Below are 22,999 nucleotides of genomic sequence, written 5' to 3' on the forward strand. Positions count from 1 at the left end.
ACTTCAGGCGGCAGCGCGCGCCTGCACCACCTGCTTGATGCGCCTCCGTGCAATCGGAACGGCATCAGTTGGTGGCAACTCTTCTATCCGCGCCCCCGTGAGGGGGCGACCATCGTTCTCGCGCATTTCGGCGCCCGAGAGGGAGAACCCCACGGCAAGGTTCTTCGGAGTGAAGAACGCCGTATTCAGGATCTCCTTCGGGGAGTTGGCGAGCGTGTCATACGCCGTGAACCACTGGCCTTCGAATTTGTCGATGGTCAGCGGCTGGCGGATTTCCGGGCCGGTGAAGGTCTTGAACATCCCGCGCTCGCGCAGGATCTTCGAAACCGGGTTGGAGCCAAAGACCAGATCCTGAATCTGGCTCTGGTAGTTCGCCAGCGAAGCGGTGAGCCTCTGGCGATACTGGCGATCAGCCGTTACAGCCATTGCCTGTTTCCTTGCTTATCAGGGCGAATCTGCGAATGCCGCTTTGATCGCGTCCCGAGCGGTTGTGAATTGACGCTTGCCGCCTACCGTCTTGCCGGAGGTTGGAGCGCCGCTGATTGATTTGCCGCCGTCAGGGTCAACAGGACGTGGCATGGGCGGCGCGACAGGCTCGGGGTCGGCTTCACTCGCGGATTGTGAAGGCGGTCGCCCGCCAGTCATCCGGTAAGCTTCTGAAAGCCGTTGCTCCGGGCTCAAATTCGAGCCGTAAATCTGTTCGATCACGCCGGACTGGAGATAGCGCGAGCGCCCGCCGCCGAGATCGACCCATTCGTATTCATGCAGCGCGCTCATAGGCCGCCCCCATCTTCACCTGGGGCACGGCCATGTGACGTTCCGGATGGAGCATAGGCGCTCCCCCCGGCGGCCAGAGCCGCAGCAATGCTGTTGAACTGGATAGCCTTCGCGATGCGCAGGTTCTCGTTGACGTATTTTCTGATCCGAGCCGCCGTTTTCGGGGCGACAGATTTAATGTGATTAGGATCAACCATATAGGCGCGAATCGCCTCGGCCATCATTTCATGCGGCGCGTCATTTTTTGAGTAACCCAATGCCTCCGGGCCGAAGCCGCGCGGCCTGCTCCCCTGTCCGGCGAAAGGGTTATTGAGATCGGAATAGACCTGAGAAAGTTCGCGAGACAGCCCGTTGCGCGGTATTTCTCCCGCCAGATCGTCTATAGCGTGTCCGACTTCATGCGATAGGACGCGAGGATATTCCTTATCGCTCAAATCTCGGCTTGTGAAAATGGCGCGGGTCTCGCCATCGACGCCTGATTGCCGACGATATGTCCCTACTCCGCGTCGTAATTCCGGGGAGGATGCGGCAACGGCTCGAACGTCCGCAAGGGCGCGTCCGACAGACTCAACGTCCTCTCTAGCCAGGCCTGCGTCCGGCTCTCCGACGCGTCTGCGTCCAGCCACGAACGGTGCATCGAGCTTGACGCCCTCGATGCTCTCCGCCAGTCGGCCATCTCCATCGCTGTGAGGGATTCTTTGGTAGTCGTCATGGAATGGCCTCCCCTTAATTGCAGATGGATTATGCCTCGCCCTCATGGACTTAGCAAGCTTTCCAGCCCTGACCGCGCCCGGTATCGCCCCGATGGCCGGGACGAAATCTGGCGCGGCGAGTCCAGCGTTAGCCGCTCCTGACAGGCATCTCCCCTCCGAAAAATCATCCACTGCGTCTTTAGCGCTTATGGCCGCTCCATACCCAGGGATGAGGCCATCCAGAAGGACATCTCGATACATCGGGGCGGCGGCGCGCATCGCAGAGTCGCGCTGCTGGATCGGGTGAGACCCGTCGTAACTCATCTCCCTATCGAGGGCCTCACCCCTGGACATACGGGGGAGAGAAGATGGACTAGGCTCTAAGAGAGCCCTCGCCACGCTGTCGAACGGCGTACCATCGTTAGCCCCAGCCGCATTGGTCTCGAACATCAACACATGGGGAAGGGGGGCCGGATTGCTGTCAGCCATGACCCGACCCCATCAGATCGACGCCACAAGCGCCGTATAGATGACCTTGGCCGCCTGCGTCTCGACGCCAGCCTCCTGCAGGCCCTTCACCCCGGCCACGAGGCTCGCGTCCGCGCCGTTGATCGCCGCCTCAAGCGACCGGGCCGCCGCATAGGGGGGTCGTTTCAATCCGCGCCCCCGTGAGGGGGCGACGCCCGCGCGATGCGCATCACCACGTACTCTAGGGGGTTTCAATCCGCGCCCCCGTGAGGGGGCGACAGGAGATCGGCCGCATCATGCGCCCGGCTCCGGGGTTTCAATCCGCGCCCCCGTGAGGGGGCGACAGCTCTTCGAACATGATCGGTTCGACCTGATAACCGTTTCAATCCGCGCCCCCGTGAGGGGGCGACGGCTCGCGGGCCAGTGCTCATCTGCGCTTTTGCCGTTTCAATCCGCGCCCCCGTGAGGGGGCGACTCTGAGATGAGGTCATTGCAGGTCATGGGACATGAGTTTCAATCCGCGCCCCCGTGAGGGGGCGACGAGCGAGCAAGACGCACTACTCGCCCGCATAGAGGTTTCAATCCGCGCCCCCGTGAGGGGGCGACCGCGCTTCCGCACACCCCGCGCGGCGCGGAGCTGGTTTCAATCCGCGCCCCCGTGAGGGGGCGACGAGGCGGGGTCGCATGGAGCGGCTCCGACGCGCTGTTTCAATCCGCGCCCCCGTGAGGGGGCGACTCGATCGCTTTCCGATGCGCCAGGATGTGCGGAGTTTCAATCCGCGCCCCCGTGAGGGGGCGACGGGCTGACTCCATGGACGCGGCGGCGCTGAAAGCAGTTTCAATCCGCGCCCCCGTGAGGGGGCGACAAGCATTTGCACGGCGCCGCGTGATGGCGAAGAAGTTTCAATCCGCGCCCCCGTGAGGGGGCGACGCGCCTGTCTGGCCCGATCGGCGCGATCTGGTTCGTTTCAATCCGCGCCCCCGTGAGGGGGCGACGGCGCGGCGCTGCGCGGGTCACACCTGAGCGGCCGTTTCAATCCGCGCCCCCGTGAGGGGGCGACGGGTCCGGGTCCGGCGCTCCTCCGGGGCCTACCAGCCGTTTCAATCCGCGCCCCCGTGAGGGGGCGACGCGCATCGATCCCGCCGCGAGATCGGGCGACGACGTGTTTCAATCCGCGCCCCCGTGAGGGGGCGACTGTGTCGAAATAGGCCATTGAGAACGCTGGCGAAAGCCATGATCGACTGCGAAACTGAAAGAATGGCGGCGCAGAGCCATAAGCGATGGCGTTCAGGCAGAGATTTCTACCAACGATGTCAAAGAGCTAACGATTCTGCGAACCCGCCAAGGAAACGTCAACCGCTTCCGGTTCGCATCAGAAGATCAATGGACCGTCATAGTCAATCGCGGGTTTTGCGCCGAGATGCTCCACACGCCGCTTCCAGTTCGTTCCAAGCATGTAGAAACGAAGGGAGTCCACTTTCGGGTCTATTTCCGTCATCAATCGATGCTTCAGAAGCGCCCACTGCGCCGGGTTCAGATCACATTCGAAGACCGAGTACTGCACGCGCTGACCATAGTCGACACAGGCGCGAGCGACCCGTCGGAGGCGGCGGGCGCCGCCCGGAGTGTCAGTCTTTACATCATAGGTCACAAGAACAAGCATTTCACCTCCACACATAGGCGGGATAGCCATCGAGGTCGCCACGCAGGTGACGGGCAAGAAGCTGCGCCTGAAGATGAGGCAAGAGGCCGATTTCAACGTCCTCGTGGAGGAATGGATGTTTCACTCGCACGCGCTTTCGTTCTTGCCAAGTGGTTAGAACCGTCCGCCGACCATCGTCCGTCAGAAACACCCCGCCGGCGCCGTCTTCGCGAAAGTCCGCCACCGCCAGTTGCCGCCGATTGAGTAAGGTAAGGCAAAGGCGATCGGCCAATGGCGCGCGGAACTCTTCCATCAGATCGAGCGCAAGAGAAGGGCGGCCCGGCCGGTCGCGATGCAGGAACCCCATCTGCGGATCGAGGCCGACTCCCTCCGCCGCCGCCCGGCAGTCCTGAACGAGGAGCGAATACAGAAAAGAGAGCACGGCGTTCGGCCTGCTCTTCGGGGGTCGACGCGAACGGCCGACGAAAGCCATCTCCGGCGCTCGGATCAGATGGTCGAAAACGCCGAAATAGGCGTTGGCGCCCTCCCCTTCCAAGCCACGGAGCTTGTCGAGATCCGGCGCGTCCAGAGCCTTGCGGGCGGTGTCCGACAGCCGGCGCTCGGCGTCGTCGACCGCCGTATCGGCGACGGTGTCGTCGCCCGCATGGTCCCGCAGGTGGCGCCGAAGGACGCCACGTTGATTGGCCGATTTCGCCGCAACGACGGCGCGCGCCACGGCGAGCGGCGCATCGCGGGTCGCTTCATGCTGCGCGCGGCGGAGGAGCACGTTGCCGCCTTGCGGGCCCTCCACCCGGGCGAGAAATCGGCCGGATCGGCTCATCAAGCTGATCGCGACTCCCTCCTCCGCACAAAAGCCGATCAGCGCCGGAGAAAGGCCGATCGCGCCGAATGTCACGATCGAGCCGAGCAGATGGACCGGCGCCCGCCCCCGCTCCGCGCCGTCCATCTCGACCACAACATTCGCGCCCTCCTTGCGCAGCCAGGCGCCGTCGGTTGTCACATAGAGGGTGTTAAGCAATTTTTTCATTCGGGCGCGCCAGCTCGGGCGACGGCGCGCCGCAGCCAGCCGTCGACCGCTGGCGGAGCGGAGAGTCGCTCGGGCCTGCAAAGTGGTTTCAGCGAGCAGGTGCGACACCGGGCCGCCTCGAATACGGGCGCTGGAACGCGGCCCGCGCTCAACACGGCGCGGGCCTCCTCGATCACGGAAACGGTTAACTGGCGAAGGCTTTCATCAATCGCGACCGGCGTGCGGCGGCGACGCTCCCCATAGAAAAGCGCGCCCTCGAGAACCGGACGTCCAAACGCCTCTTCGAGGCAGAGCGCCTGAGCGCAGAGCTGAACCTCATCCGCGCGATGCGCCTTCGGGCGGCCACGCTTGTACTCGACCGGGAATGGCCCAACGTGGTGCAGTTCCACGATATCCGCGACGCCGTGGAGTCCGTACGTTTCCGACAAGAGCTCGACGGCCCGAAGAATGAGTGCGCCGCCGTGTCGGTCAGATGCGCCGCCATCGGCGCGTTCGTGGAGAATCCGACCCTCTGCCGTCAGGCGGTTCTCGGCCCAGAGCCGTTCGACATGGATCAGCGCGCATTGGCGCGGACAGAACAGCCAATGCTGCAGCGCCGAAATCGGCAGCGAGAGCCGCTCAGAACCGCTCAACCAACTCGACGCCGGCTGGCAGCCCCTCCCGATCCGCCTCGATCACATAGTCCCGGAATGCACGAGCGGGCTGCAGGTTGTGGAGCCGTTTGTCTCCGATCGCGATGGTCTCGTCCTCGATTCGGCGCGCAACGCTGATCCGCTCGAAAAGCCGATGCGCCTGCGCCGAACCGAGCGCGCTCTCGTGACGAAAGAGAAAGAGTTTGCGCGCAGCCATCTCGCCGCGCGCTGCGGAGCGGTCGAACTCGAACATGTTCTCAAGGGCCCTCCATAGGAGTTCGAGATCGTCCTCGGAGAAGCCGGTCTTCTCTGCGAGCTTGGCGTTGACGAAGCCATGGACGCGGTAGAGGCCGTAGGGCACGATGTGCTTGCGACCCATCGTCCGCTCCTTCTCGAGATCCTTCTCGTTGGTCACGGATGAGCGGGTGATCGAGATCTCAAGCGGCATGATCGCCTCCGCCGAGCGGGCGAAGGCGAGCTGGATCGGACCCCGCACCTGGCCGGCGTTCACTTCGGTCGTCATCACGGCGCCGAATGCGCGGATGTCGAAGTAATTTGCGCACATCCACTCGGTGATACGCCGGCCATCTTGCTCCTTGGGAAGCTTCTTCGCGACCGGGGTCAGGCCGACCGCTTCGTAGGCTTTCGCATGAGTCTGGTTCAGCACCGTTCGTTCGGTCATATAGATGCCGTGGCCTGGCTCACCCTCTTTCACCATCGCCACGTAGTTTCGGATCTTCCGTTTCAGCGCGACGTCGCTGACAAGTCCCTGGCTCGTCTCGGGGTCCATCCGCGGCAGGTTGCCGGCATCCGGATCGCCATTCGGGTTGCCGTCGGCGACATCGAAGAAGAGCACAAAATCGTAACGATTAGCGACGGCATTCATTCTTCCACTCCTTCGAAGACGGCATCCGCCTTCGGCGCGCGCCAGGCGGATTGATGGTAATAGCCCGCGATGAAGCGCCCCTGCGCCTCCAGCGTCAGCGAGCGCGGCAGGTCTGGTTCGAGCCCGGACCAGATCTCCTCGATCTCGCGCTCATTCCAGCCAGCAATCCTTTCGGAAATATCTTTTCTTATTTTCGAAAGATGATGGATAGAAGTTCTGATAATAATTGGAAATACTCGCGCGGGCGTTGACGATGCAGCAGCGAAGTAGCGATCCTTTATGCTAGTCGCGAGGCGTTGCTTCCTTTGTCCATCTGAATCGCGTTCCAGTGCGTCACGTTGCACTTTTTCCAGCAATGCGAAGAGGCGTCCGAGCCTATACGCTTGGTCGGCATTATCTCTCTTGAGGCTCATCGGGACTACTTCCTCTCCCTGTATGCCGTTTACGACCGCTTTGCAGATCGCTGCCCGACGTCCGTTGATCTCACCGTCTGCACGCACACGGGTAACTACCGCCGACAGAAGTGTCCGTGGCAGCGGTGCGCCGGTCAGCACAGCACGCATCAACGCCCCGCCGAGTAGCGGCGGAATGGATTTTTCATCTATTTTCTTCTTCCCGGTGTCTGGGTCTTTGTACACACGCGCTGTCTCATAGAGCAGCGACCAAGCAGCCGGCGGCCCCTTCCAGGGCGCCGGCTCTATCCGCAGCGCCTCCCAGAACCCGAGCACATGGCGCGCGAAGTCGCCGAGCGTGCCGGGGCGCCAGAAGCGTACCGAAAGCCGCGCCGCGTTCGGCGCGAGGCCGAGGACGAAGACCCGCGTCTCCGGCCCGTAACTCGCGCCCGCAACTCTGCGCCCGGCCGCGAAGTTGTCGAGATCGGCCCGAAGCTTCGCCAACGCGTCTTCACCCGTCTCGGGCTGCGGATCGACCGCGCCGAAGAGCATGTCCTCGGCCGATTGCGCCGCCGCCCGCGGGCCCTCGGCCCAGAAAACAGCGGTCGCGTCACCGAGCTGAAATCGACGCCTATGCGCCGCGCGTCGATCCAGGAGCGTGTTGAGCGCGGTCCCATAGGCGAAAGCGGCGGCTTCGGAAACCGGCGCGTTCTCGCCCTTAATCTTTCCGAAACTACTGGACGCGCCGATCGGTTTATCGGAACCAATATTGAACGAGACCAGCCTGTGACCTCCCCCAGGCGGAGGGTTTTTCGCAGCGACCCCCTTTATCACCGGATGGAGGCGCGCGAGCGGACCACGGACGCCAGTAACAAGGCATGGAGCCTCCTCACCACTGCTTTCCTCAAGGAGAGCGCGCGCCGCTGAGCGCTCATGCAGTGGCGCAGGGCCAACCGGATCGTCCACCCAGCGGAAGACGATATTAGCATCGAGCGCCTCCGCGTCCCAATCCAGTTCGGCGAACCGGTCCGGCGTCCATCGTTCAAGGAAGGCGCGTAGTGCGGCGAGACCCGGATCAGCCGCGCCTTCGAGAAGCGCGAGATGGGCGGCGCGGAAGGCGGCGTGCTCTTCAAGCGTCCGCTTTCCTTGCCCAGGCGAGAATTGACCGTCGATCTCAACCGCTGTCACTCCGAGCGCATATGCCGTCTTGTCCCAGAAAATGTTAGGCTTGATGCCTGCAGTTCGGATCACCGCCGCAGGCACATTCATCATCCGCCCCGGCCGCTTCGGATCCTGCCGGGCGAGAGGACTGAGCGCGACCGGTGTTCCGTCGGAGCGGATCAACAGCTCATAACCGATCCTCTCACGCGAAAACCCCCGGCGCGGCGCCTCGCCGGCTTCGGCGAGCCGGTCATAGAGCGTGGCGAGTTCGGTCAGGATCGTCACGCGCTCAGCCCCTCTTCGCGGACGCGCACAAGGTCGATCACGCCGCCCTCCATTCGCGCGCGGAAGAACAGCGGCGCCCGGCCGTTGGCGTAATCGATATCGTAGAGCATCCAGCCAAGATCCCGGTCGGTTTCCAGAAGCGTCGACGGCGGCGGCGTCTCGACCAATTCGAACCAGGCGGGAAATTCGCGGACGCCGAGGCAGGGGCGATGGAAGCATTGGCCTGTAGTGGCGCGGCGACGGAACATCTCGGCATGTTTGGCAGGCGTGTCCCCGGCGGCCTCCGCCGTCATCTCGAAATGCGCCTCGATGAGGTAGGAGACGTCGCGAAGCGCTAGCGTCGCCCGCTGCTGACGATTCTCGTCAACGACAAGATGCAGGCCGGCGAGATCGCCGGCGTTCATCGCGCTCTGCGCCGTGCGCGCGGAAATCTTGGAGCCGACTTCATTGCGCCGGATGGTCTCGAACCGGATCGGCTTCAACACATGGATGCGGTCGATCACCCAGCGGATCGCCGGCTTCCAGTGGATCGCTTCGAATATTCCCCGCGCTGCGGAGGGCGTGATCACGTCATAGGAGACGCGCTCGACCTTCATTTCCGGACGGGTGAAACAGGCGTGATCGCCCCAGATGTGAAGCTGAAAGGACATTGCCCCCGCCGAATGTGAAACTCCGAAGACCAGAAACAAAACACTTCACAATATAAAACGTCCCGCGAACAGGCTCCGTCAACCAATATTTCGATAGAGCTTTTCTATATGATCGAAATTCCCAGATCGTCGATCCGGTCCAGCTTCAATCCCTGCGCGTCATCATAGGCGTCCCGATTGGCCAGGACCACGAACTGATCGCCGAACGCCTCCGCCCGGACCACTTCCGCCGCGCCCGAAGCGATCAGCCCGCGGCGCGCCCATCGCGAGATGTTGACCGCATAGGGTTGCAGCGCGCGCGCAATCCCGCCGGCGCCCTCCGCGTAACGCAGAATGCGCATCGCGTCTTCAGGCGCGCCCCACCGCCCGCCGTCGACGATGATCGGGAGCGATTCGTCCTCGATCATCCTGAACGCCGCAGCGACGCTGGCGAAAGGGAGGTCAGCCACGCTTCTGTGCGCTGCGAGAACGCCGCGCCCATATCCGCCGACGTCGCGGTCGTCGAGGCCCGCTTCCCCATGTTTGTAATAGAGTTCTCGGAAATAGGCCGCCACCGTCGCCGGCGACAGCGGGTCCGCCGCAGCTTCGACGATCCGTCGTCCAGTCTCCGCTTCGAGCTTGAGATCGTGGGGCGTCGGGAAGTCGCCAGACGGGGCGAACAGCACCAGCCGCCCGCCACGCGACCCGAGTTCTCCCTCCCGATTGCACCGTCCAGCGGCCTGCGCCATCCGGTCGGCGCCGGCGTAGGCCCGGAAGACGACGGGGAAATCAAGATCCACGCCGGCCTCGACGACCGATGTGGAGATCAGACGCACCGGATCGCCCGATTTCAGTTTCACCCTCACTGTCGCCAGCACATGCCGGCGGTGCGCGGCGGTCATAAAGGTCGAAAGATGAGTCGCGCCTTCGACGCGGCCGAAGAGCGCCTGAGCGTGGCGACGATTGTCTATGATCGCCAGCGCCTGACGCTCCACGCCGATGCGCGCGGCCAGTTCATCATCGTTCAGAGGGCCGGCGCACTCGACGCTGACGCGCGCAAGTCTGCCTGCGAGCGCGTCCGGGTCTGGCGCAAGCTCCCGCACCCCGGTCAGAACCTCTGGCGCTGCGAAGCCGTCCTCGGGGCGTACCGCGGGTTGCGTCGCCGTACAGAGGATCAGCGTGGCCCCGTAACCCTCCGCGAGTTCCCTAATCGCGCGGAGGCAGGGACGAAGAAGCCCAAGCGGCAGCGCCTGCGCTTCGTCGAGGATGATGACGGAACGCGCGATGCGATGAAGCTTGCGGCAGGGGCCGGGCCGGTTGGCGAAAAGGCTCTCGAAGAGCTGGACAGCCGTCGTGACGACGACAGGCGCGTCCCAGGTCTCGGCGGCAAGACGCAGGCGATCTTCCTCGTCACGATCGCCGACCTCGTCCCAGTCGAAGGCGGAATGATGCTCAAGCACGGCTTCGTCTGCATCCAGCGCCGCACGAAACACCGCCGCCGTCTGCTCGATTATGGCAGTGAACGGGGCGACGTAGATCACCCGCCGCAGGCCATGCGCGCGGGCGTGATCCAGTGCAAACGCGAGGGACGTCAGCGTCTTGCCTCCGCCCGTTGGGATCGAAAGGGAAAAGAGCCCCGGAGGCTCCGTCGCTCTCCCCCGCACGGTTGTGAGCAGGTCGCGCCGGACGCGGTTAACGTCAGAGTCGCTGATCTGCAGCCCGGTGAGGAACCGGTCGAGCGATGCTCCCAGCTGGTCGAAGGAGACAGGGTGCGTAGCGGCGCATTCGCCGTAGAACCGCGCGGTCTCTCCTCGGTCGGCGTCGACCAGAGCGGAGAACAGCATACGTGTGAAGAAGGCGAGCGAAAATGGGTCATTCGATTTGCGAAGCGGCGACGGCGCCTTCCGTGCAAGCGCCGGAAGGACGAGACCCTCGGGGAGCATCAGCGACTCGGCCAGTTTCAGGCGTTCGTCGAGGGGGGTCGTCGGGCGCGCCTCGCTGCGCAGCGCGCCATTCGAAAGGCCCGCATGGTGGCCGGCGATGCAATGAGCGAGCATGCGACCGATAACACTTCGCATCGCCTCGCAGGCGTAGCGCGCGCCTTCACCGCTATGCGGCTCCGTGATCGGGTCGCCCGCCAGGCGGCGTTGAAACCGCGGCTTCGCTTTGCCGAGATCGTGCAACGCTCCCGCATATCGGGCGATTTCCCCGGCGTCGAACACTTCGGCATAAGATGCCGCCTTGCTGGCGACCGCTTCCAGATGAACGCATAGCGGCTCCCATTCGGCCTTCGGCCCGGACGTTGTATGAGCATAGAGCAAGGGAACGCTTTCCTTCTGAGGCGCCAAGACATGAACGGCGTTCAGCGTCCGCTGGACGCGTCGAGGTTCATGGTGCGAAATGTGACGCAAAATTCAACTGCGACTGGACTGTCGGCTTGACGAAAAACCTCGCTGAACGTAAGTGTCCCGAGCATGCGGGTGTAGCTCAATGGTAGAGCTTTTGCTTCCCAAGCAAGTGACGAGGGTTCGATTCCCTTCACCCGCTCCATCTCCCCCGCCCGCACCCTGAGACGCCGGCCATGATCCGATTGCCGTTCACCCGCGCGCCGACCGCGCGCGCCAACTCGGCGCGGAGGCGATCCGGGCGATCTCCGCGCGCGACCCGGAGGAGCGCGCGACCATCTCTCTGCTCACCTGCCGCGCCTTCAGCGCCCGCGCGCCCACGAGACGACGCGGGTGGCGGCTGTCTCTCTCGGCGGCCGGGCCTTTCGCCACCTGCGATCAGCCGCGCAAGTCGCTTTCTTTCGGACGAGACGCTTTCGCGCGCGACCCGCGGATCGCGGCTTTTGACTGGGACAGATGACGGAGGCTCATCCTTCGCCTTCGCCCTTATCAGCGCTCAGAGACGAAGGCCCCGGCGCGAACGCCGGAGCCCCCCACTGCGATCTCCCGGTTACGCCAGAGACCGGAATTCTCCCTTCGCCTCCGTCGCGAGGCTCACGAAGTAGATCGCGGCCCAGGCGGCGATGAAGCCCGGGATGATCTCGTAGACGCCCTCGCCCCCGAGGAAGGAGCCGTTCCAGCCGAGCATGATCCAGACGATCACCGTGGCCGCGCCGACCACCAGCCCCGAGACCGCGCCGTTGCCGGTCATCCGCGGCCAGACCAGAGACAGGATGATCAACGGCCCGAACGCCGCGCCGAAGCCGGCCCAGGCGTGGCTGACCAGCCCCAGAACCTGCGAATTGGGATCGCCCGCGACAAACGCCGCCACGACGCCGACCAGAAGAACGCTGATCCGCCCGACCAGCACGCTCTCGCTCTCGCTGGCGCGCCGGTTCAGGAACAACCTGTAGAAATCCTCGGTCAGCGAGGAGGACGAGACCAGCAGCTGGCTGGAGATCGTGCTCATCACCGCCGCCAGCAGCGCGGCGAAAAGGAAGCCGGTGATCAGCGGATGGAACAGCAGATCCGCGAGGATGATGAAGATGGTCTCCGGATCGGCGACCTCCAGCCCGTTGCGCACCGCATAGGCGCGGCCGAAAACCCCGAGACAGACCGCGCCGATCAGCGAGATCGCCATCCAGCTCATGCCGATATTGCGCGCGACCGGAACCTCGCTCACGCGGCGGACCGCCATGAAGCGCACGATGATATGCGGCTGGCCGAAATAGCCGAGCCCCCAGGTCACCGCGGAAAGAAAGCCGATTATGGTCAGCCCTTCGGTCCAGGAAAGAAAGTTCGGGTCGATCGTCGCCAGCGTCTCCGACGCCTGCGAGAACCCGCCGCCGCCCGGGCCGAAGAGCACCACGGCGGGCATCAGGATCAGCGCCACCATCATGATGCAGCCCTGCACGAAGTCGGTCAGGCTGACGGCCAGGAACCCGCCGATCACCGTGTAGATCAGCACGATGCCGAGCGTCAGCCAGATGCCGACGGAGTAATCGCTGATCGACGTGGGGTTGAGATCCCCGAAGGCGCTGGAGAAGAGCTTGCCGCCCGCGACGAGGCCGGACGCGGTGTAGACCGCGAAGAACACGACCACGATCACCGCCGAGACGACCCTGAGCGCGAACGCCCGGCTGGGGAAGCGGTTGGCCAGAAAAGCCGGGATCGTCAGGCTGTTGTCATAGCGTTCGGTCTGCTCGCGGAGGCGCGGCGCCACGACGATCCAGTTGACGAACGCGCCGACAAAGAGGCCGATCCCGATCCACGCCTCGACCAGGCCGGTGGCGTAGAGCGCCCCGGGCAGGCCGAGAAGCAGCCACCCGCTCATGTCCGACGCGCCGGCGGAGAGCGCCGCCACAGCCGGGCTGAGTCGCCGCCCGCCCAGCAAATATTCTTCAGAGGAGGCGGTCGACTTTCTCCAAGCGTAGAAACCGATGCCGATCATCAGGCCGAAATAGAGAAACAGACTGATCCAGACGCCAATCGCCATGATATTCCCCTCACGGATAAACACTTCTCCCGCAGAAACTCTGGCACATCGGCCCCGACTTGGGAAGCATAACTATAAAACGATTGCGGACGAGCGAGGAGAAAGCGCCCCTCCGCCCGCGCGAGACAGGGCGGCGCCCCGCGCGGCGAAGGCGCCCTTCCCGCATCTCGCGGCCCGGCGCCGGAACTTGACTCCGGCCTTCACCTTACTAGCGTCGTTCTCACCTTATGATCGAAGAGAGAGGGGAGCCGATGTCCACGCCGGCCGCAAACATGAAGATCGACGCTGAACGACTCTGGAACAGTCTGATGGAGATGGCGAAGATCGGCCCGGGCGTCGCCGGCGGCAACAATCGGCAGACCCTGACCGACGAGGACGGCGAGGCCCGGACCCTGTTCCGGTCATGGTGCGAAGCCGCGGGATTGACCATGGGCGTCGATGAGATGGGCGTCATGTTCGCCCGCCGCGAGGGCGCGGAGCCGGATCTGCCGCCGGTCTATGTCGGCTCGCATCTCGACACCCAGCCGACCGGCGGCAAATATGACGGCGTGCTCGGCGTGCTCGGCGGGCTGGAGCTGATCCGCACGCTGAACGACCTCAACGTGAAAACCCGCCATCCGATCGTGGTGACGAACTGGACCAACGAGGAGGGCACGCGCTTCGCCCCCGCAATGGTCGCCTCCGGCGTTTTCGTCGGCGCGCTCGACAGGGACTGGGCCTATGCGCGGGCCGACGCCGATGGAAAGACCTTCGGCGAGGAGCTGGAGCGGATCGGCTGGAAAGGCCCCGAAAAGGCGGGCGCGCGAAAGATGCGCGCCTTTTTCGAGCTTCACATCGAGCAGGGCCCGATCCTCGAAGCCGAGGGCGACGATATCGGCGTGGTCACGCATGGACAGGGCCAGTGGTGGCTCCAGGTCACGCTGACCGGGCGCGCCGCGCACACCGGCTCGACGCCGATGGCGATGCGGGCCAACGCCGGGCTCGGCATGGCGCGGATCACCGAACTGGTGCACAGCATCGCGATGGACAGCCAGCCCGACGCGGTCGGCGCCGTCGGCCACTGCGACGTCTATCCGAATTCGCGAAACGTGATCCCGGGGAAATCGGTCTTCACCATCGACTTCCGCTCGCCCGATCGCGAGAAACTGGATGGGATGAAGGCGCGGCTCGAGGCGGAGGCGCCGAAAATCGCCAAGGCGCTCGGCCTCGGGATCGAGATCGAGGCGGTCGGCCATTTCGATCCGGTGACCTTCGACGAAGGCTGCGTCGACGCGGTCCGCAGGGCGGCCGACCGGCTCGGCTATTCGCATCGGGACATCGTCTCCGGCGCCGGCCATGACGCCTGCTGGATCAACCGCGTCTATCCGACCGCGATGGTGATGTGCCCCTGCGTCGACGGGCTTTCGCATAATGAAGCGGAGGAGATCACGAAGGAGTGGGCGGAAGCCGGCGCAAACGTGCTGATGCACGCCGTGGTGGAGACGGCGGAGATCGTGGGGTGATGTCGATCACCCGCTGAGCGGCCAAGCAGGGCGCGCCCGCAGGCGACTGCGCGCAACCGGCTAAGGGGGGGCGGGCGCTTCGGCGCGCCCCGCCCTTATGGCGCCGGCGGCCGCCCCGCGCGCGCGATCTCGAACGTGGTCACGATATCCTCATCCGCCAGCGCCTTCTTGCTGGCGGGCTGATCGCCGGCCTTCTCGTCGATCACCTCGCCGCCGCCGCCGAGCGAGCGCGCGAGCCCGATGAGCCGCCCCAGCGACGCGTAGATCCGATACCAGAACGGCCCCCCAAGCCCGATCAGCGCCCCCGCCAGCAATGTATAGGCGAACCAGCCGAACAGCGTCCGGTCCGGCGTTCCGGCGCAGCCCTCGGCGGAGAAAACCACGCCAAGATCGAGCGGGCCGATGCGCCGCTCGGCCAGCGACGAGCCGCAATAGGGATAGTAGCTCGGCCCGATCGGGAGGCGCGCCTCCCGCCGGTATGTGGCGAGAGACTCCGCCAGCCCACCGACCGACGCCGCCACGTCGTCGAGCACGGTCTCGCCCTCTCCCGCCACCGCGGCGTCGAGCCGCCGGATCGCGGCGTCGTTTTCCGCTTTCACCGCCTCGGCCTGCGCCATCAGGCTTTCGCGCGCGCCCGGATCGTCCATCAGGTGGATGAAGACCCGGCCGGCGTCCACATTGGCCGCGAACGCGAAGAGCACGGCGATGATCGCGGTGTAGCGATGCGCCTTGTAGCGGAACCGCTCGGCGGCGGCGGCGGCGTAGCGCTCGTAAGTGCGGGCGATATCCGTCAGCTTCGCCCTGAGCTCCGCCCTGCCCGCCTGCGCCAGCGCATCGCCGAGCTCGCTCTTGGCCAGCCGCTGCAACAGCGAATATGTGGTGATCTTCTCATGGCCGAACCGCATCTCCGCGAATGGAATTCCGGCGGCCTTCGCGGCGAGCGGGCTGAGCGTCAGCTTCGCCTTCAGCTTCTCGACATCGGCCGCGTTCAGCCGGCCGTCGCGGTCGAGATCCAGAACGCCGTGCAGCCCGGCCCCGGCGGCGGGGACGATCTCATCGACGATCAGCCGCTCCACCGCGTCGACGAGCACCTTCTGGCGCACCGCCAGAAGGCGCAGGAACGCCTCGGCGATGCCGGTGACGATCGTGGAGAGAGCCATCATCACCACCGCGAAGGCCGCAGCGCCCTCAATCACCTCCATCGCCCATCCCCCTTATCCGCCCATTGAAAAGATGCGCCGGGCCCGCTCGGCGGCGCGGACCTCAGCCGAACGCGATCTGCGTCTTCATCGCCTGCGCCCGGTCCCCCGCGAGGCGGAACGCCGCCTCCGCCTCATCCAGAGTCAGCGTGTGGGTGATCAGCGGCTTCACGTCGATCAACCCGTCGCGCATCAGCCCGACCGCGACGGGAAACTCCTCATGAAACCGGAAGGAGCCTCGCAAATCCAGCTCCTTGCCGGTGATCGCCTGCACGGGAACCGGCATGTCCCCGCCGAGCCCCACCTGCACGATCACCCCGCGCGGGCGGAGCGCGCCGATCCCGGCGGCCAGCGCCTGCGGCGCGCCGGAGCATTCCAGAAGCACGTCGAAATAGCCCTTCTCCGCGCCATATTCGTCGAGCGCGCCGGGCGCCGCCGCGACATCGACCGCGCGGTCGGCGCCCGCCGCCAGCCCGTGCGCGAGCGCCGGCGCGGCCAGGTCGCTGACCACGATCTCCGCCGCGCCCGCGCGCCGCGCCGCGAGAATCGAGAGCGCCCCGATCGGGCCGCACCCGGTCACCAGCACGCGCTTGCCCAGCATCTCCCCCGCCCGCCTGACCGCATGGAGACAGACCGAAAGCGGCTCCGCCATCGCCGCCTCCCCGGCCGAAAGCCCGTCCGCCCGGACGCATTGCGCCGCATCCGCATTCAGGCGCTCGCGAAACGCGCCCTGAACATGCGGGAACGGCATCGCGGAGCCGTAAAAGCGCATGTCGAGGCAATGGTTGCGCAGGCCTTCCGCGCAATAGCGGCACCGCCCGCAAGGCCGCGACGGCGAGATCGCGACCAGATCGCCGACGGCGAGCCCCTCCACCCCGTCGCCCAGCGCCTCGACATGGCCGGAGACCTCATGGCCGAGGATCATCGGCTCGCGAAGCCGCACCGCGCCGAACCCGCCATCGTTGAAATAATGGAGGTCCGAGCCGCAGATCCCGCCGACCGCCAGCCGCACCGCCACCTCTCCCGGTCCCGGCGGGGAGATCGGACGCTCCTCCAGCCGGAGATCCTTCGGGGCGTGGATGACGATGGCGCGCATGGATCAGGCTCCTCTTTCGCGTTGAAGATGGCGGAAAGCGCCGCGCCGCGCCAGCCTCCCTTGCCGCCGGCGCTCATCTTGCGGAATATGCGCCGAACAACGCAAGAAAAAGGAACGCGCCTTGCCCGGCATCGATGATCTCTTCTCCCTTTCCGGGCGCACCGCGCTCGTCACCGGCGGCTCGCAGGGAATCGGCTTTGCGCTCGCCGAAGGGCTGAAGGCGGCGGGCGCGCGCGTGATCCTGAACGGCCGCGACGCCGCGAAACTGGCCGCGGCCGCGGAACGCCTCGGCGGCGCGGAGACGCTCGCCTTCGATGTCACCGATCACGCCGCCGCGCGCGCCGCCGTCGACGGATACGAAGCCGGGACCGGCCCGATCGACATTCTGGTGAACAACGCCGGAATGCAGCACCGCGGCCCGCTGGAGGATTTCGAGCCGGAGGATTTCGAGCGGCTGATGCGGACGAACGTCTCCTCCGTCTTCAATGTCGGGCAGGCCTGCGCGCGGCACATGATCGGGCGCGGAGCCGGCAAGATCATCAACATCGCCTCGGTCCAGACCGCGCTCGCCCGCCCCGGCATCGCGCCCTACACCGCCTCGAAAGGCGCGGTCGCCAATCTCACCAAGGGCATGGCGACGGACTGGGCCGCGAAAGGGCTCAACATCAACGCCATCGCCCCCGGCTATTTCGAGACGCCGCTGAACGCCGCGCTCGTCGCCGATCCGGCCTTTTCCGCCTGGCTCGCCAAACGCACGCCGCAAGGGCGCTGGGGCCGGGTGGAGGAGCTGATCGGCGCCTGCGTCTTCCTCGCGTCGCCGTCTTCGAGCTTCGTGAACGGCGTGACGCTCTTCGTCGACGGCGGCGTGACGGCGTCCCTCTGATGGCTGCGGAGATCCTCTGCCTCGGCGAGCCGCTGGTGGAGTTCGTCCGCGAGCCGGACGGCCGCTGGCGGATGGGGTTCGGCGGCGACACCTCGAACGCCGCCATCGCCGCGGCGAGGCAAGGCGCGCGGGTCGGCTATCTCGGGGCGCTCGGCGCCGACATGTTCGGCGACGGGGTCATCCGGCATTGGGCCGCCGAAGGCGTCGACGCCGCCGCCGTGCGCCGCGACCCGGACGCGCCGACCGGGCTGAATTTCGTCGAACCGGACCCGGCCGCCCGCCGCTTCACCTATGTCCGCAAGGGCTCCGCCGCCTCCCGCTACGGACCGGACGATCTCGATCTCGCGGCGTTGGCTCGCGCGCGCATCCTCCATCTCTCGGGCATCACGCTCGCAGTCTCGCCTTCGCTCCGCGCGGCGGGTCTGAAGGCGATGGGGGCCGCCCGCGCCGCCGACGCCGAGGTCTCCCTCGACACCAACCTCCGTCTCGCGCTCTGGTCGCGGGAAGACGCGCGCGCGGCCCTTCTCTCCGCCGCCTTGCTCACGGACGTGCTGGTCACCTCGATCGACGATGGCGAGGCGCTCTTCGATCTCGCCGAGCCGGACGCGCTCATCGATCGCTGGCGCGCCGCCGGGCCGCGGATCGTGATCGTGACCATGGGCGAGCGCGGCTGCCGGCTCTTCGCAGACGGGCGCCGAGCGTTCATTCCGCCCGCGCCTTCGACCCCGGTCGACAGCACCGGCGCCGGAGACAGTTTCGCCGGCGCCTTCCACGCATGGCGGATCGAGACGGGAGACCCGTTCGAGGCCGCGCGGCGCGCCGCCATCGTCGCCGCCGGCACGGTCTCGGGCTATGGCGCGACCGAGCCGATCCCCCGGCGCGACGCGGTGCTCGCCGCGCTTTGACCGCCCGGGGCGGCGTCTCATGGGCGCACGCGGCTCCGGGCCATCGCCGCGCCGTCACGGGTGGAAGACGCATTCCGCCTCATCGCTCTCACATCGCGCGCTCATCGCCCCGATAGAGCCAGTCCAGCCGCCGGGCGAACCACCAGGGCGCGGCCGCGCCGGCGGCGCCCGCCGCGGCGCGCTCCAGCCCGCCGGCGTGAAAGCGGCGAAGATTGGCCCGCGCCTCCCTCTGCACACGGCTGACCCGGCTGATCCGCGCCGCGTAATGGGCGCGAAGCGCGGCCGGGATGTCCCCTGCGCCGGGGCCGAGCCGGGCGGCCAGCGCACATGCGTCCTCCAACGCCTGACAGGCGCCCTGCGCGAGCGAAGGCGGCATCGGATGGCAGGCGTCGCCAAGCAGAACGGCGCGCCCGTCCGACCAGCGCGGCAGAGGCGCCCGGTCGAACAGCGCCCAGCGAAACGGGGCCTCGATCCGGTCGATCAACCGGGTGAGCGGCGCGGCCCAGCCGGCGAACGCCGCCCGGAGGCGCGCCGGGTCGCCCGGCTCGGTCCAGCTTTCGCCGCGCCAGTCGTCCTCCCCGACCACGCCGACGAAATTCAGCAGCGTCCCGCCCCGGAGCGGATAGGTCACCGCGTGCCGGCCCCGCCCCGCCCAGATCACCGCCGCCGGCTCGATTCCCGCGCCCTCCAGCGCCGCGCGCGGAATGGCGGCGCGCCATGCGACGGCGCCAGTGAAACGCGGCGCCTCCGGCCCGAGCATCGCCTCGCGGATCGTCGAGCGGATCCCGTCGGCGCCGATCAGAAGCGCGCCCTCGACGGTCTCGCCCGAGGCGAGCCGAAGCGCGGCGCCGTCCGGCCCCGTCTCGTAGCCCGCGACCTCCGCGCCGGTTCTGACGGCGCCGGGCGCGGCCCGCTCCAGCGCGCGCCGAAGCGTCTCGATCAGGTCGGCGCGATGAACCTGAAGATAGGGCGCGCCCCAGCGCGCCGCGCCCGCCTCCCCGAGCGGAACCTCCACCAGCCGCCGCCCCGAGCGGCCGGCGCGCATGATCACCGCCTCCGGCGCGAAGGCGCCCGCGCGGATCTCCTCCGCGACGCCGAGCGCCTTGAGCGCCCGATAGCCGTTCGCGCTGATCTGGATTCCGGCGCCGACCTCCCCGATCGCCGCCGCCCGCTCGAACACCCGCGCGTCCCACCCGGCGCGGGTGAGCGCCAGCGCGGCCGCGAGCCCGCCGACCCCGCCGCCCGCGATCAGCGCCCTTCGCCGGGTCATCCCGCCCCGCTCAGGCGGCGCGGCGCGCCAGCGCGCACTGGCTCCAGAGCGCCGAAAGCGCGTGGACCAGATGCGCGATATCCGCCTCGGAATGCATCGGCGACGGGGTGAGGCGAAGCCGCTCGCTCCCCTTCGGCACGGTCGGATAGTTGATCGGCTGCGCGTAGATCCCGTAATCGTCCATCAGGATGTCGGAGACCCGCCGGCACTTCACCGGATCCCCGATCATCACCGGAATGATGTGGCTCGGGTTCTCCAGATGCGGGATTCCCTCCCGGTCCAGCGCCGCGCGAACTTGCGCGACGCGCTCCCTCTGCAGCCGCCGCTCGACGTCGCTTTCCTTCAGATGCTGGATCGAGACCGTCGCCGCGGCGGCGATCGCCGGCGGCAGCGAGGTGGTGAAGATGAAGCCCGAGGCGAAGGAGCGGATGAAATCGCAAAGCGCGAAGGACCCGGCGATATACCCGCCGACGACGCCGAACGCCTTGCCGAGCGTGCCTTCGATCAGGGTGATGCGGTCCATCAGCCCCTCCCGCTCCGCCACGCCGCCGCCGCGCGGGCCGTAAAGGCCGACGGCGTGGACCTCGTCGAGATAGGTCATCGCGCCGTGCTTTTCCGCAACCTCCACGATCTCGCGGATCGGGGCGATGTCGCCATCCATCGAATAGACGCTTTCGAACGCCACGATCTTCGCGCGCCCCGGCGCGACCTCCGCGAGCTTCCGGTCCAGATCCGCGGGGTCGTTATGCCGCCAGATCACCTTCTCCGCGCGGCTGTGGCGGATGCCTTCGATCATCGAGGCGTGATTGAGCGCGTCGGAAAAGATCACCGCCCCCGGCAGACGCGCGCCCAGCGTCGAAAGCGCGGCCCAGTTCGAGACATAACCCGAGGTGAAGAGAAGCGCCGCGTCCTTGCCGTGGAGATCGGCGAGTTCGCGCTCCAGCAGAAGATGCTGATGGCTGGTGCCGGAAATGTTGCGCGTGCCGCCCGCGCCCGCGCCGCAGCTTTCCGCCGTGCGCGTCATCGCCTCGATCACCGCCGGATGCTGGCCCATGCCGAGATAGTCGTTGGAGCACCAGATAACGACCTCGCGCTCCTCGCCCTCGTGATAATTCCGCGCCCGCGACGGCGCGCCGCACCGACGTTCGAGATCGGCGAATACGCGGTGGTTTCCCTCGCGCTTCAATTCATCGATCTGAGCCTCGAAAAGCGCATCGAAATTCATCGGCGACCTCGCTTGCCAGGTTTTCGCGCCGGCGCGGCCGGCGGATGAGAGTTCAACAGCTGGGAAGGCGATCATACAAGGCGGCGGCGCCGGCGCCACACGCGCCAGTGTCGCAACTACCGCGACCGGCCGTCAGATCGCCCCGGCGCCCGTCACGCGGCCGCGCCGACGCCAAAAACCTCGGCGGCGAATTTCGGGTAGGGATTGGCGATGGCGGCCGCGATCTCGCCCCGGATCAATTTCAGATCGTCGGCGGACGGCGTCGCGGTCTCCGGCGTCGTCTCGCCCTCGTCGAAATCGAATCCGGTCAGGTCGCGCACCTCCTCCACCGTCACCCCGGGGTGAACGCTGGCGAGACGGAACCGCGCGCGGGCGCGGTCGAAGCGCATGACGCAGAGATTGGTGACCAGCGCATGCGGCCCGCCGGGGCGATGAACCCCCGGCGCGGAGACGCCCGGCGCGGAGATGAAATCGACCTTCTCCGGGAACACCCGGCGCGAATGCTCCAGCCGGAACAGGATCACCCGGGGCACCAGCATGTAGAGATAGGCCGAGCCGAACGCCCCGGACCAGCGCACATCCATCGTCGGATAGGCGCCGACGCCGTGAAGGTTGATGTTCGCCCGCCCGTCGATCTGCCCGCCGGAGAGGAAAAACGCGTCGACCCGGCCCTGCCCGGCCTGATCGAAGAGTTCCACGCCCCCGTCGCAGCGATAAGCGGGGAGATCCGAGCCGATGATCGACACCCGCCCGCCGCCGCGCCGCGCCGCCAGCATCGCCGCCGCGCCGGGAATCGGCGAAAGCACGCCGCAGGCGATATGGGGGCAGCCGTCCAGCAGCCCGGCGATGGCGTGGATCAGCCTCTCCTCCAGCTTCACCGCGCTCATTCCGCGGCCGCCCGCACCGGGCCCAGCGCTTCGGCGGCGAGATAATCGGCGAAGGCGGCGTCATCGCGCGCCAGCCGCGCATAGGCGACGATCGCGGCCTCATCCGCCGCATAGCGGCCCGGCGCCGCCTCCGGTCGCGCCCCGCCCTTCGCTTCGGCCAGCGCCGCCACATAGATGCCGCCGATCAGGTTCGCCGCGGTCGCCGGCTCTTCGCGGAGGTCGTGATCGACGATCTCCTCCACCGTCACCAGCGTCCGCCCCGCCGCGTGGGCCATGGTCTTGTACTCGTGGCGCCCGCCGACGAAGACATTGCCGAACCGGTCGGCCCGGTCGGCGTGGATCAGCGCGAAATCGGGCCGGATCGGCGCCAGCAGCACGACCGGATCCTCGCCCTCCGCGAACGGGTTGTCGATCACCTTCCAGTCCGGCCGGTTGGCCAGAACATCCGAGCCGAGCACGCCGCGGATCGGCGCGAAGGGCTGGCCCTTCTCCGCCGCCTGCAAGGCCGCGTAGACCGCGGGACAGGTCGCATCCTTGATCCGGATCGCGCCGGATTTGACCGCCTTCGCGAAGCGCGGCGCCGGGCCGAACTCGCCGAGCGAGACGCCGGACGTCTCGACGGTCCCGACCACGCCGGCCCCGATCAGCAGATCGGCCACCATCCCCGCCGTCGGCACGGTCACGAGATGCAGGTCGCGCGCGCCCCGCCGGATCAACGCGCGGGCGAGCGCGAAGGGCGCGAGCGGGGCCTTCGCCACCGCGATCATGGCCCCGTCGGGAACGAGCGCCGCCAGATCGTCGGCGCAGTCGAGATAAGCGGTCATGGCTGATCCTCCTCACGCCAGATCAATGCCCCGCAGGCGGTTTCGTCAAGAGCGCGCCCGGAAAAGAGCCCGCAAATTTCGGCCGCGGGGGTTTTAATCCTGACTTCCTTCCTTAATTATAGCGGCCAACCTCCGGCTGCGGCCGGCCACCGCAC

20 protein-coding genes, 1 tRNA gene and 1 CRISPR repeat array are annotated in these 22,999 nt (G+C 66.9%); of the genes, 4 read left to right on the forward strand and 17 right to left on the reverse strand.

Annotated elements, in window-relative coordinates:
- Positions 1-3: 3 nt before the first annotated feature.
- The 10 genes from WG921_RS11715 to WG921_RS11760 all read right to left on the reverse strand — a co-directional run bounded on the left by WG921_RS11715 (position 4) and on the right by WG921_RS11760 (position 10,934).
- Positions 4-426 (reverse strand): hypothetical protein, encoded by a 423-nt coding sequence (locus WG921_RS11715; RefSeq protein WP_340109422.1) that lies wholly within the window; start codon positions 424-426, stop codon positions 4-6.
- Positions 427-444: 18 nt separating this feature from the next.
- On the reverse strand, positions 445-777 hold the full coding sequence (locus WG921_RS11720; protein WP_340109423.1) for a hypothetical protein: 333 nt from the start codon (positions 775-777) through the stop codon (positions 445-447).
- Positions 774-1,211, reverse strand: a complete 438-nt coding sequence (locus WG921_RS11725) for a hypothetical protein (RefSeq protein ID WP_340109424.1) — start codon at positions 1,209-1,211, stop codon at positions 774-776. The genes WG921_RS11720 and WG921_RS11725 overlap by 4 nt, the downstream gene beginning before the upstream one ends.
- 908 nt (positions 1,212-2,119) lie before the next feature.
- Positions 2,120-3,133: a CRISPR direct-repeat array (repeat unit 31 nt; unit sequence GTTTCAATCCGCGCCCCCGTGAGGGGGCGAC).
- A 177-nt stretch (positions 3,134-3,310) separates the two neighbouring features.
- Entirely contained in the window at positions 3,311-3,601 is a 291-nt protein-coding gene (gene cas2, locus WG921_RS11730; RefSeq protein WP_165100206.1) for a CRISPR-associated endonuclease Cas2, read from the reverse strand.
- A 1-nt stretch (position 3,602) separates the two neighbouring features.
- Positions 3,603-4,736, reverse strand: coding sequence for a type I-C CRISPR-associated endonuclease Cas1c (gene cas1c, locus WG921_RS11735; RefSeq protein ID WP_340109425.1), 1,134 nt, complete (start codon positions 4,734-4,736; stop codon positions 3,603-3,605).
- On the reverse strand, positions 4,625-5,260 hold the full coding sequence (gene cas4 / locus WG921_RS11740; RefSeq protein ID WP_340109426.1) for a CRISPR-associated protein Cas4: 636 nt from the start codon (positions 5,258-5,260) through the stop codon (positions 4,625-4,627). Before cas4 ends, cas1c begins: the two co-directional genes overlap by 112 nt.
- A complete protein-coding gene (gene cas7c / locus WG921_RS11745) occupies positions 5,247-6,146 on the reverse strand; it encodes a type I-C CRISPR-associated protein Cas7/Csd2 (protein WP_340109427.1) in 900 nt (299 codons plus the stop codon). Before cas7c ends, cas4 begins: the two co-directional genes overlap by 14 nt.
- The gene (cas8c, locus tag WG921_RS11750; protein ID WP_340109428.1) at positions 6,143-7,984 is read right to left on the reverse strand and encodes a type I-C CRISPR-associated protein Cas8c/Csd1; all 1,842 of its coding nucleotides are present in this window, start codon (positions 7,982-7,984) and stop codon (positions 6,143-6,145) included. Before cas8c ends, cas7c begins: the two co-directional genes overlap by 4 nt.
- On the reverse strand, positions 7,981-8,634 hold the full coding sequence (cas5c, locus tag WG921_RS11755) for a type I-C CRISPR-associated protein Cas5c (RefSeq protein ID WP_340109429.1): 654 nt from the start codon (positions 8,632-8,634) through the stop codon (positions 7,981-7,983). Before cas5c ends, cas8c begins: the two co-directional genes overlap by 4 nt.
- Positions 8,635-8,738: 104 nt before the next feature.
- Positions 8,739-10,934: a CRISPR-associated endonuclease Cas3'' gene (locus tag WG921_RS11760; RefSeq protein WP_340109430.1), complete on the reverse strand. Its 2,196-nt coding sequence runs from the start codon at positions 10,932-10,934 to the stop codon at positions 8,739-8,741.
- A gap of 155 nt (positions 10,935-11,089) precedes the next feature.
- On the opposite strand from WG921_RS11760, the gene WG921_RS11765 reads away from it, so the two are divergent.
- A tRNA-Gly gene (locus WG921_RS11765) sits at positions 11,090-11,163 on the forward strand.
- A 405-nt stretch (positions 11,164-11,568) separates the two neighbouring features.
- On the opposite strand, the gene putP is transcribed toward WG921_RS11765, so the two are convergent.
- On the reverse strand, positions 11,569-13,053 hold the full coding sequence (gene putP / locus WG921_RS11770) for a sodium/proline symporter PutP (protein ID WP_340109431.1): 1,485 nt from the start codon (positions 13,051-13,053) through the stop codon (positions 11,569-11,571).
- A gap of 251 nt (positions 13,054-13,304) precedes the next feature.
- Here putP and WG921_RS11775 point away from each other — a divergent pair, with 251 nt between their 5' ends.
- Positions 13,305-14,555 (forward strand): Zn-dependent hydrolase, encoded by a 1,251-nt coding sequence (locus tag WG921_RS11775; RefSeq protein ID WP_340109432.1) that lies wholly within the window; start codon positions 13,305-13,307, stop codon positions 14,553-14,555.
- A 95-nt stretch (positions 14,556-14,650) separates the two neighbouring features.
- On the opposite strand, the gene WG921_RS11780 is transcribed toward WG921_RS11775, so the two are convergent.
- Both WG921_RS11780 and WG921_RS11785 read right to left on the reverse strand, forming a co-directional pair.
- A complete protein-coding gene (locus tag WG921_RS11780; RefSeq protein WP_340109433.1) occupies positions 14,651-15,757 on the reverse strand; it encodes a hypothetical protein in 1,107 nt (368 codons plus the stop codon).
- Positions 15,758-15,818: 61 nt separating this feature from the next.
- Positions 15,819-16,850, reverse strand: coding sequence for an L-idonate 5-dehydrogenase (locus tag WG921_RS11785; protein WP_340109434.1), 1,032 nt, complete (start codon positions 16,848-16,850; stop codon positions 15,819-15,821).
- Positions 16,851-16,980: 130 nt separating this feature from the next.
- On the opposite strand from WG921_RS11785, the gene WG921_RS11790 reads away from it, so the two are divergent.
- Positions 16,981-17,733 (forward strand): SDR family oxidoreductase, encoded by a 753-nt coding sequence (locus WG921_RS11790; protein WP_413788589.1) that lies wholly within the window; start codon positions 16,981-16,983, stop codon positions 17,731-17,733.
- Entirely contained in the window at positions 17,733-18,638 is a 906-nt protein-coding gene (locus WG921_RS11795) for a sugar kinase (protein WP_340109436.1), read from the forward strand. Before WG921_RS11790 ends, WG921_RS11795 begins: the two co-directional genes overlap by 1 nt.
- A gap of 88 nt (positions 18,639-18,726) precedes the next feature.
- On the opposite strand, the gene WG921_RS11800 is transcribed toward WG921_RS11795, so the two are convergent.
- The 4 genes from WG921_RS11800 to WG921_RS11815 all read right to left on the reverse strand — a co-directional run bounded on the left by WG921_RS11800 (position 18,727) and on the right by WG921_RS11815 (position 22,844).
- The gene (locus WG921_RS11800; RefSeq protein WP_340109437.1) at positions 18,727-19,908 is read right to left on the reverse strand and encodes an FAD-dependent monooxygenase; all 1,182 of its coding nucleotides are present in this window, start codon (positions 19,906-19,908) and stop codon (positions 18,727-18,729) included.
- Positions 19,909-19,918: 10 nt separating this feature from the next.
- Entirely contained in the window at positions 19,919-21,133 is a 1,215-nt protein-coding gene (gene hemA / locus WG921_RS11805; protein ID WP_340109438.1) for a 5-aminolevulinate synthase, read from the reverse strand.
- A gap of 152 nt (positions 21,134-21,285) precedes the next feature.
- Entirely contained in the window at positions 21,286-22,020 is a 735-nt protein-coding gene (locus tag WG921_RS11810) for a CoA-transferase (RefSeq protein ID WP_340109439.1), read from the reverse strand.
- The gene (locus WG921_RS11815) at positions 22,017-22,844 is read right to left on the reverse strand and encodes a CoA transferase subunit A (RefSeq protein WP_340109441.1); all 828 of its coding nucleotides are present in this window, start codon (positions 22,842-22,844) and stop codon (positions 22,017-22,019) included. The genes WG921_RS11810 and WG921_RS11815 overlap by 4 nt, the downstream gene beginning before the upstream one ends.
- Positions 22,845-22,999: the final 155 nt, after the last annotated feature.

This window comes from Paludibacillus litoralis (assembly GCF_037646705.1).
In the GTDB taxonomy this organism is placed as follows: domain Bacteria; phylum Pseudomonadota; class Alphaproteobacteria; order Rhodobacterales; family Rhodobacteraceae; genus Pikeienuella; species Pikeienuella litoralis.

Excerpts from the sequence above, each read along its gene's own strand:
- WG921_RS11715 (WP_340109422.1), bottom strand. The coding sequence starts at position 426 with ATGGCTGTAACGGCTGATCGCCAGTATCGCCAGAGGCTCACCGCTTCG.
- WG921_RS11720 (WP_340109423.1), bottom strand. The coding sequence starts at position 777 with ATGAGCGCGCTGCATGAATACGAATGGGTCGATCTCGGCGGCGGGCGC.
- cas2 (WP_165100206.1), bottom strand. The coding sequence starts at position 3,601 with ATGCTTGTTCTTGTGACCTATGATGTAAAGACTGACACTCCGGGCGGC.
- cas7c (WP_340109427.1), bottom strand. The coding sequence starts at position 6,146 with ATGAATGCCGTCGCTAATCGTTACGATTTTGTGCTCTTCTTCGATGTC.
- cas5c (WP_340109429.1), bottom strand. The coding sequence starts at position 8,634 with ATGTCCTTTCAGCTTCACATCTGGGGCGATCACGCCTGTTTCACCCGT.
- putP (WP_340109431.1), bottom strand. The coding sequence starts at position 13,053 with ATGGCGATTGGCGTCTGGATCAGTCTGTTTCTCTATTTCGGCCTGATG.
- WG921_RS11775 (WP_340109432.1), top strand. The coding sequence starts at position 13,305 with ATGTCCACGCCGGCCGCAAACATGAAGATCGACGCTGAACGACTCTGG.
- WG921_RS11780 (WP_340109433.1), bottom strand. The coding sequence starts at position 15,757 with ATGGAGGTGATTGAGGGCGCTGCGGCCTTCGCGGTGGTGATGATGGCT.
- WG921_RS11785 (WP_340109434.1), bottom strand. The coding sequence starts at position 16,850 with ATGCGCGCCATCGTCATCCACGCCCCGAAGGATCTCCGGCTGGAGGAG.
- WG921_RS11795 (WP_340109436.1), top strand. The coding sequence starts at position 17,733 with ATGGCTGCGGAGATCCTCTGCCTCGGCGAGCCGCTGGTGGAGTTCGTC.
- WG921_RS11800 (WP_340109437.1), bottom strand. The coding sequence starts at position 19,908 with ATGACCCGGCGAAGGGCGCTGATCGCGGGCGGCGGGGTCGGCGGGCTC.
- hemA (WP_340109438.1), bottom strand. The coding sequence starts at position 21,133 with ATGAATTTCGATGCGCTTTTCGAGGCTCAGATCGATGAATTGAAGCGC.
- WG921_RS11810 (WP_340109439.1), bottom strand. The coding sequence starts at position 22,020 with ATGAGCGCGGTGAAGCTGGAGGAGAGGCTGATCCACGCCATCGCCGGG.
- WG921_RS11815 (WP_340109441.1), bottom strand. The coding sequence starts at position 22,844 with ATGACCGCTTATCTCGACTGCGCCGACGATCTGGCGGCGCTCGTTCCC.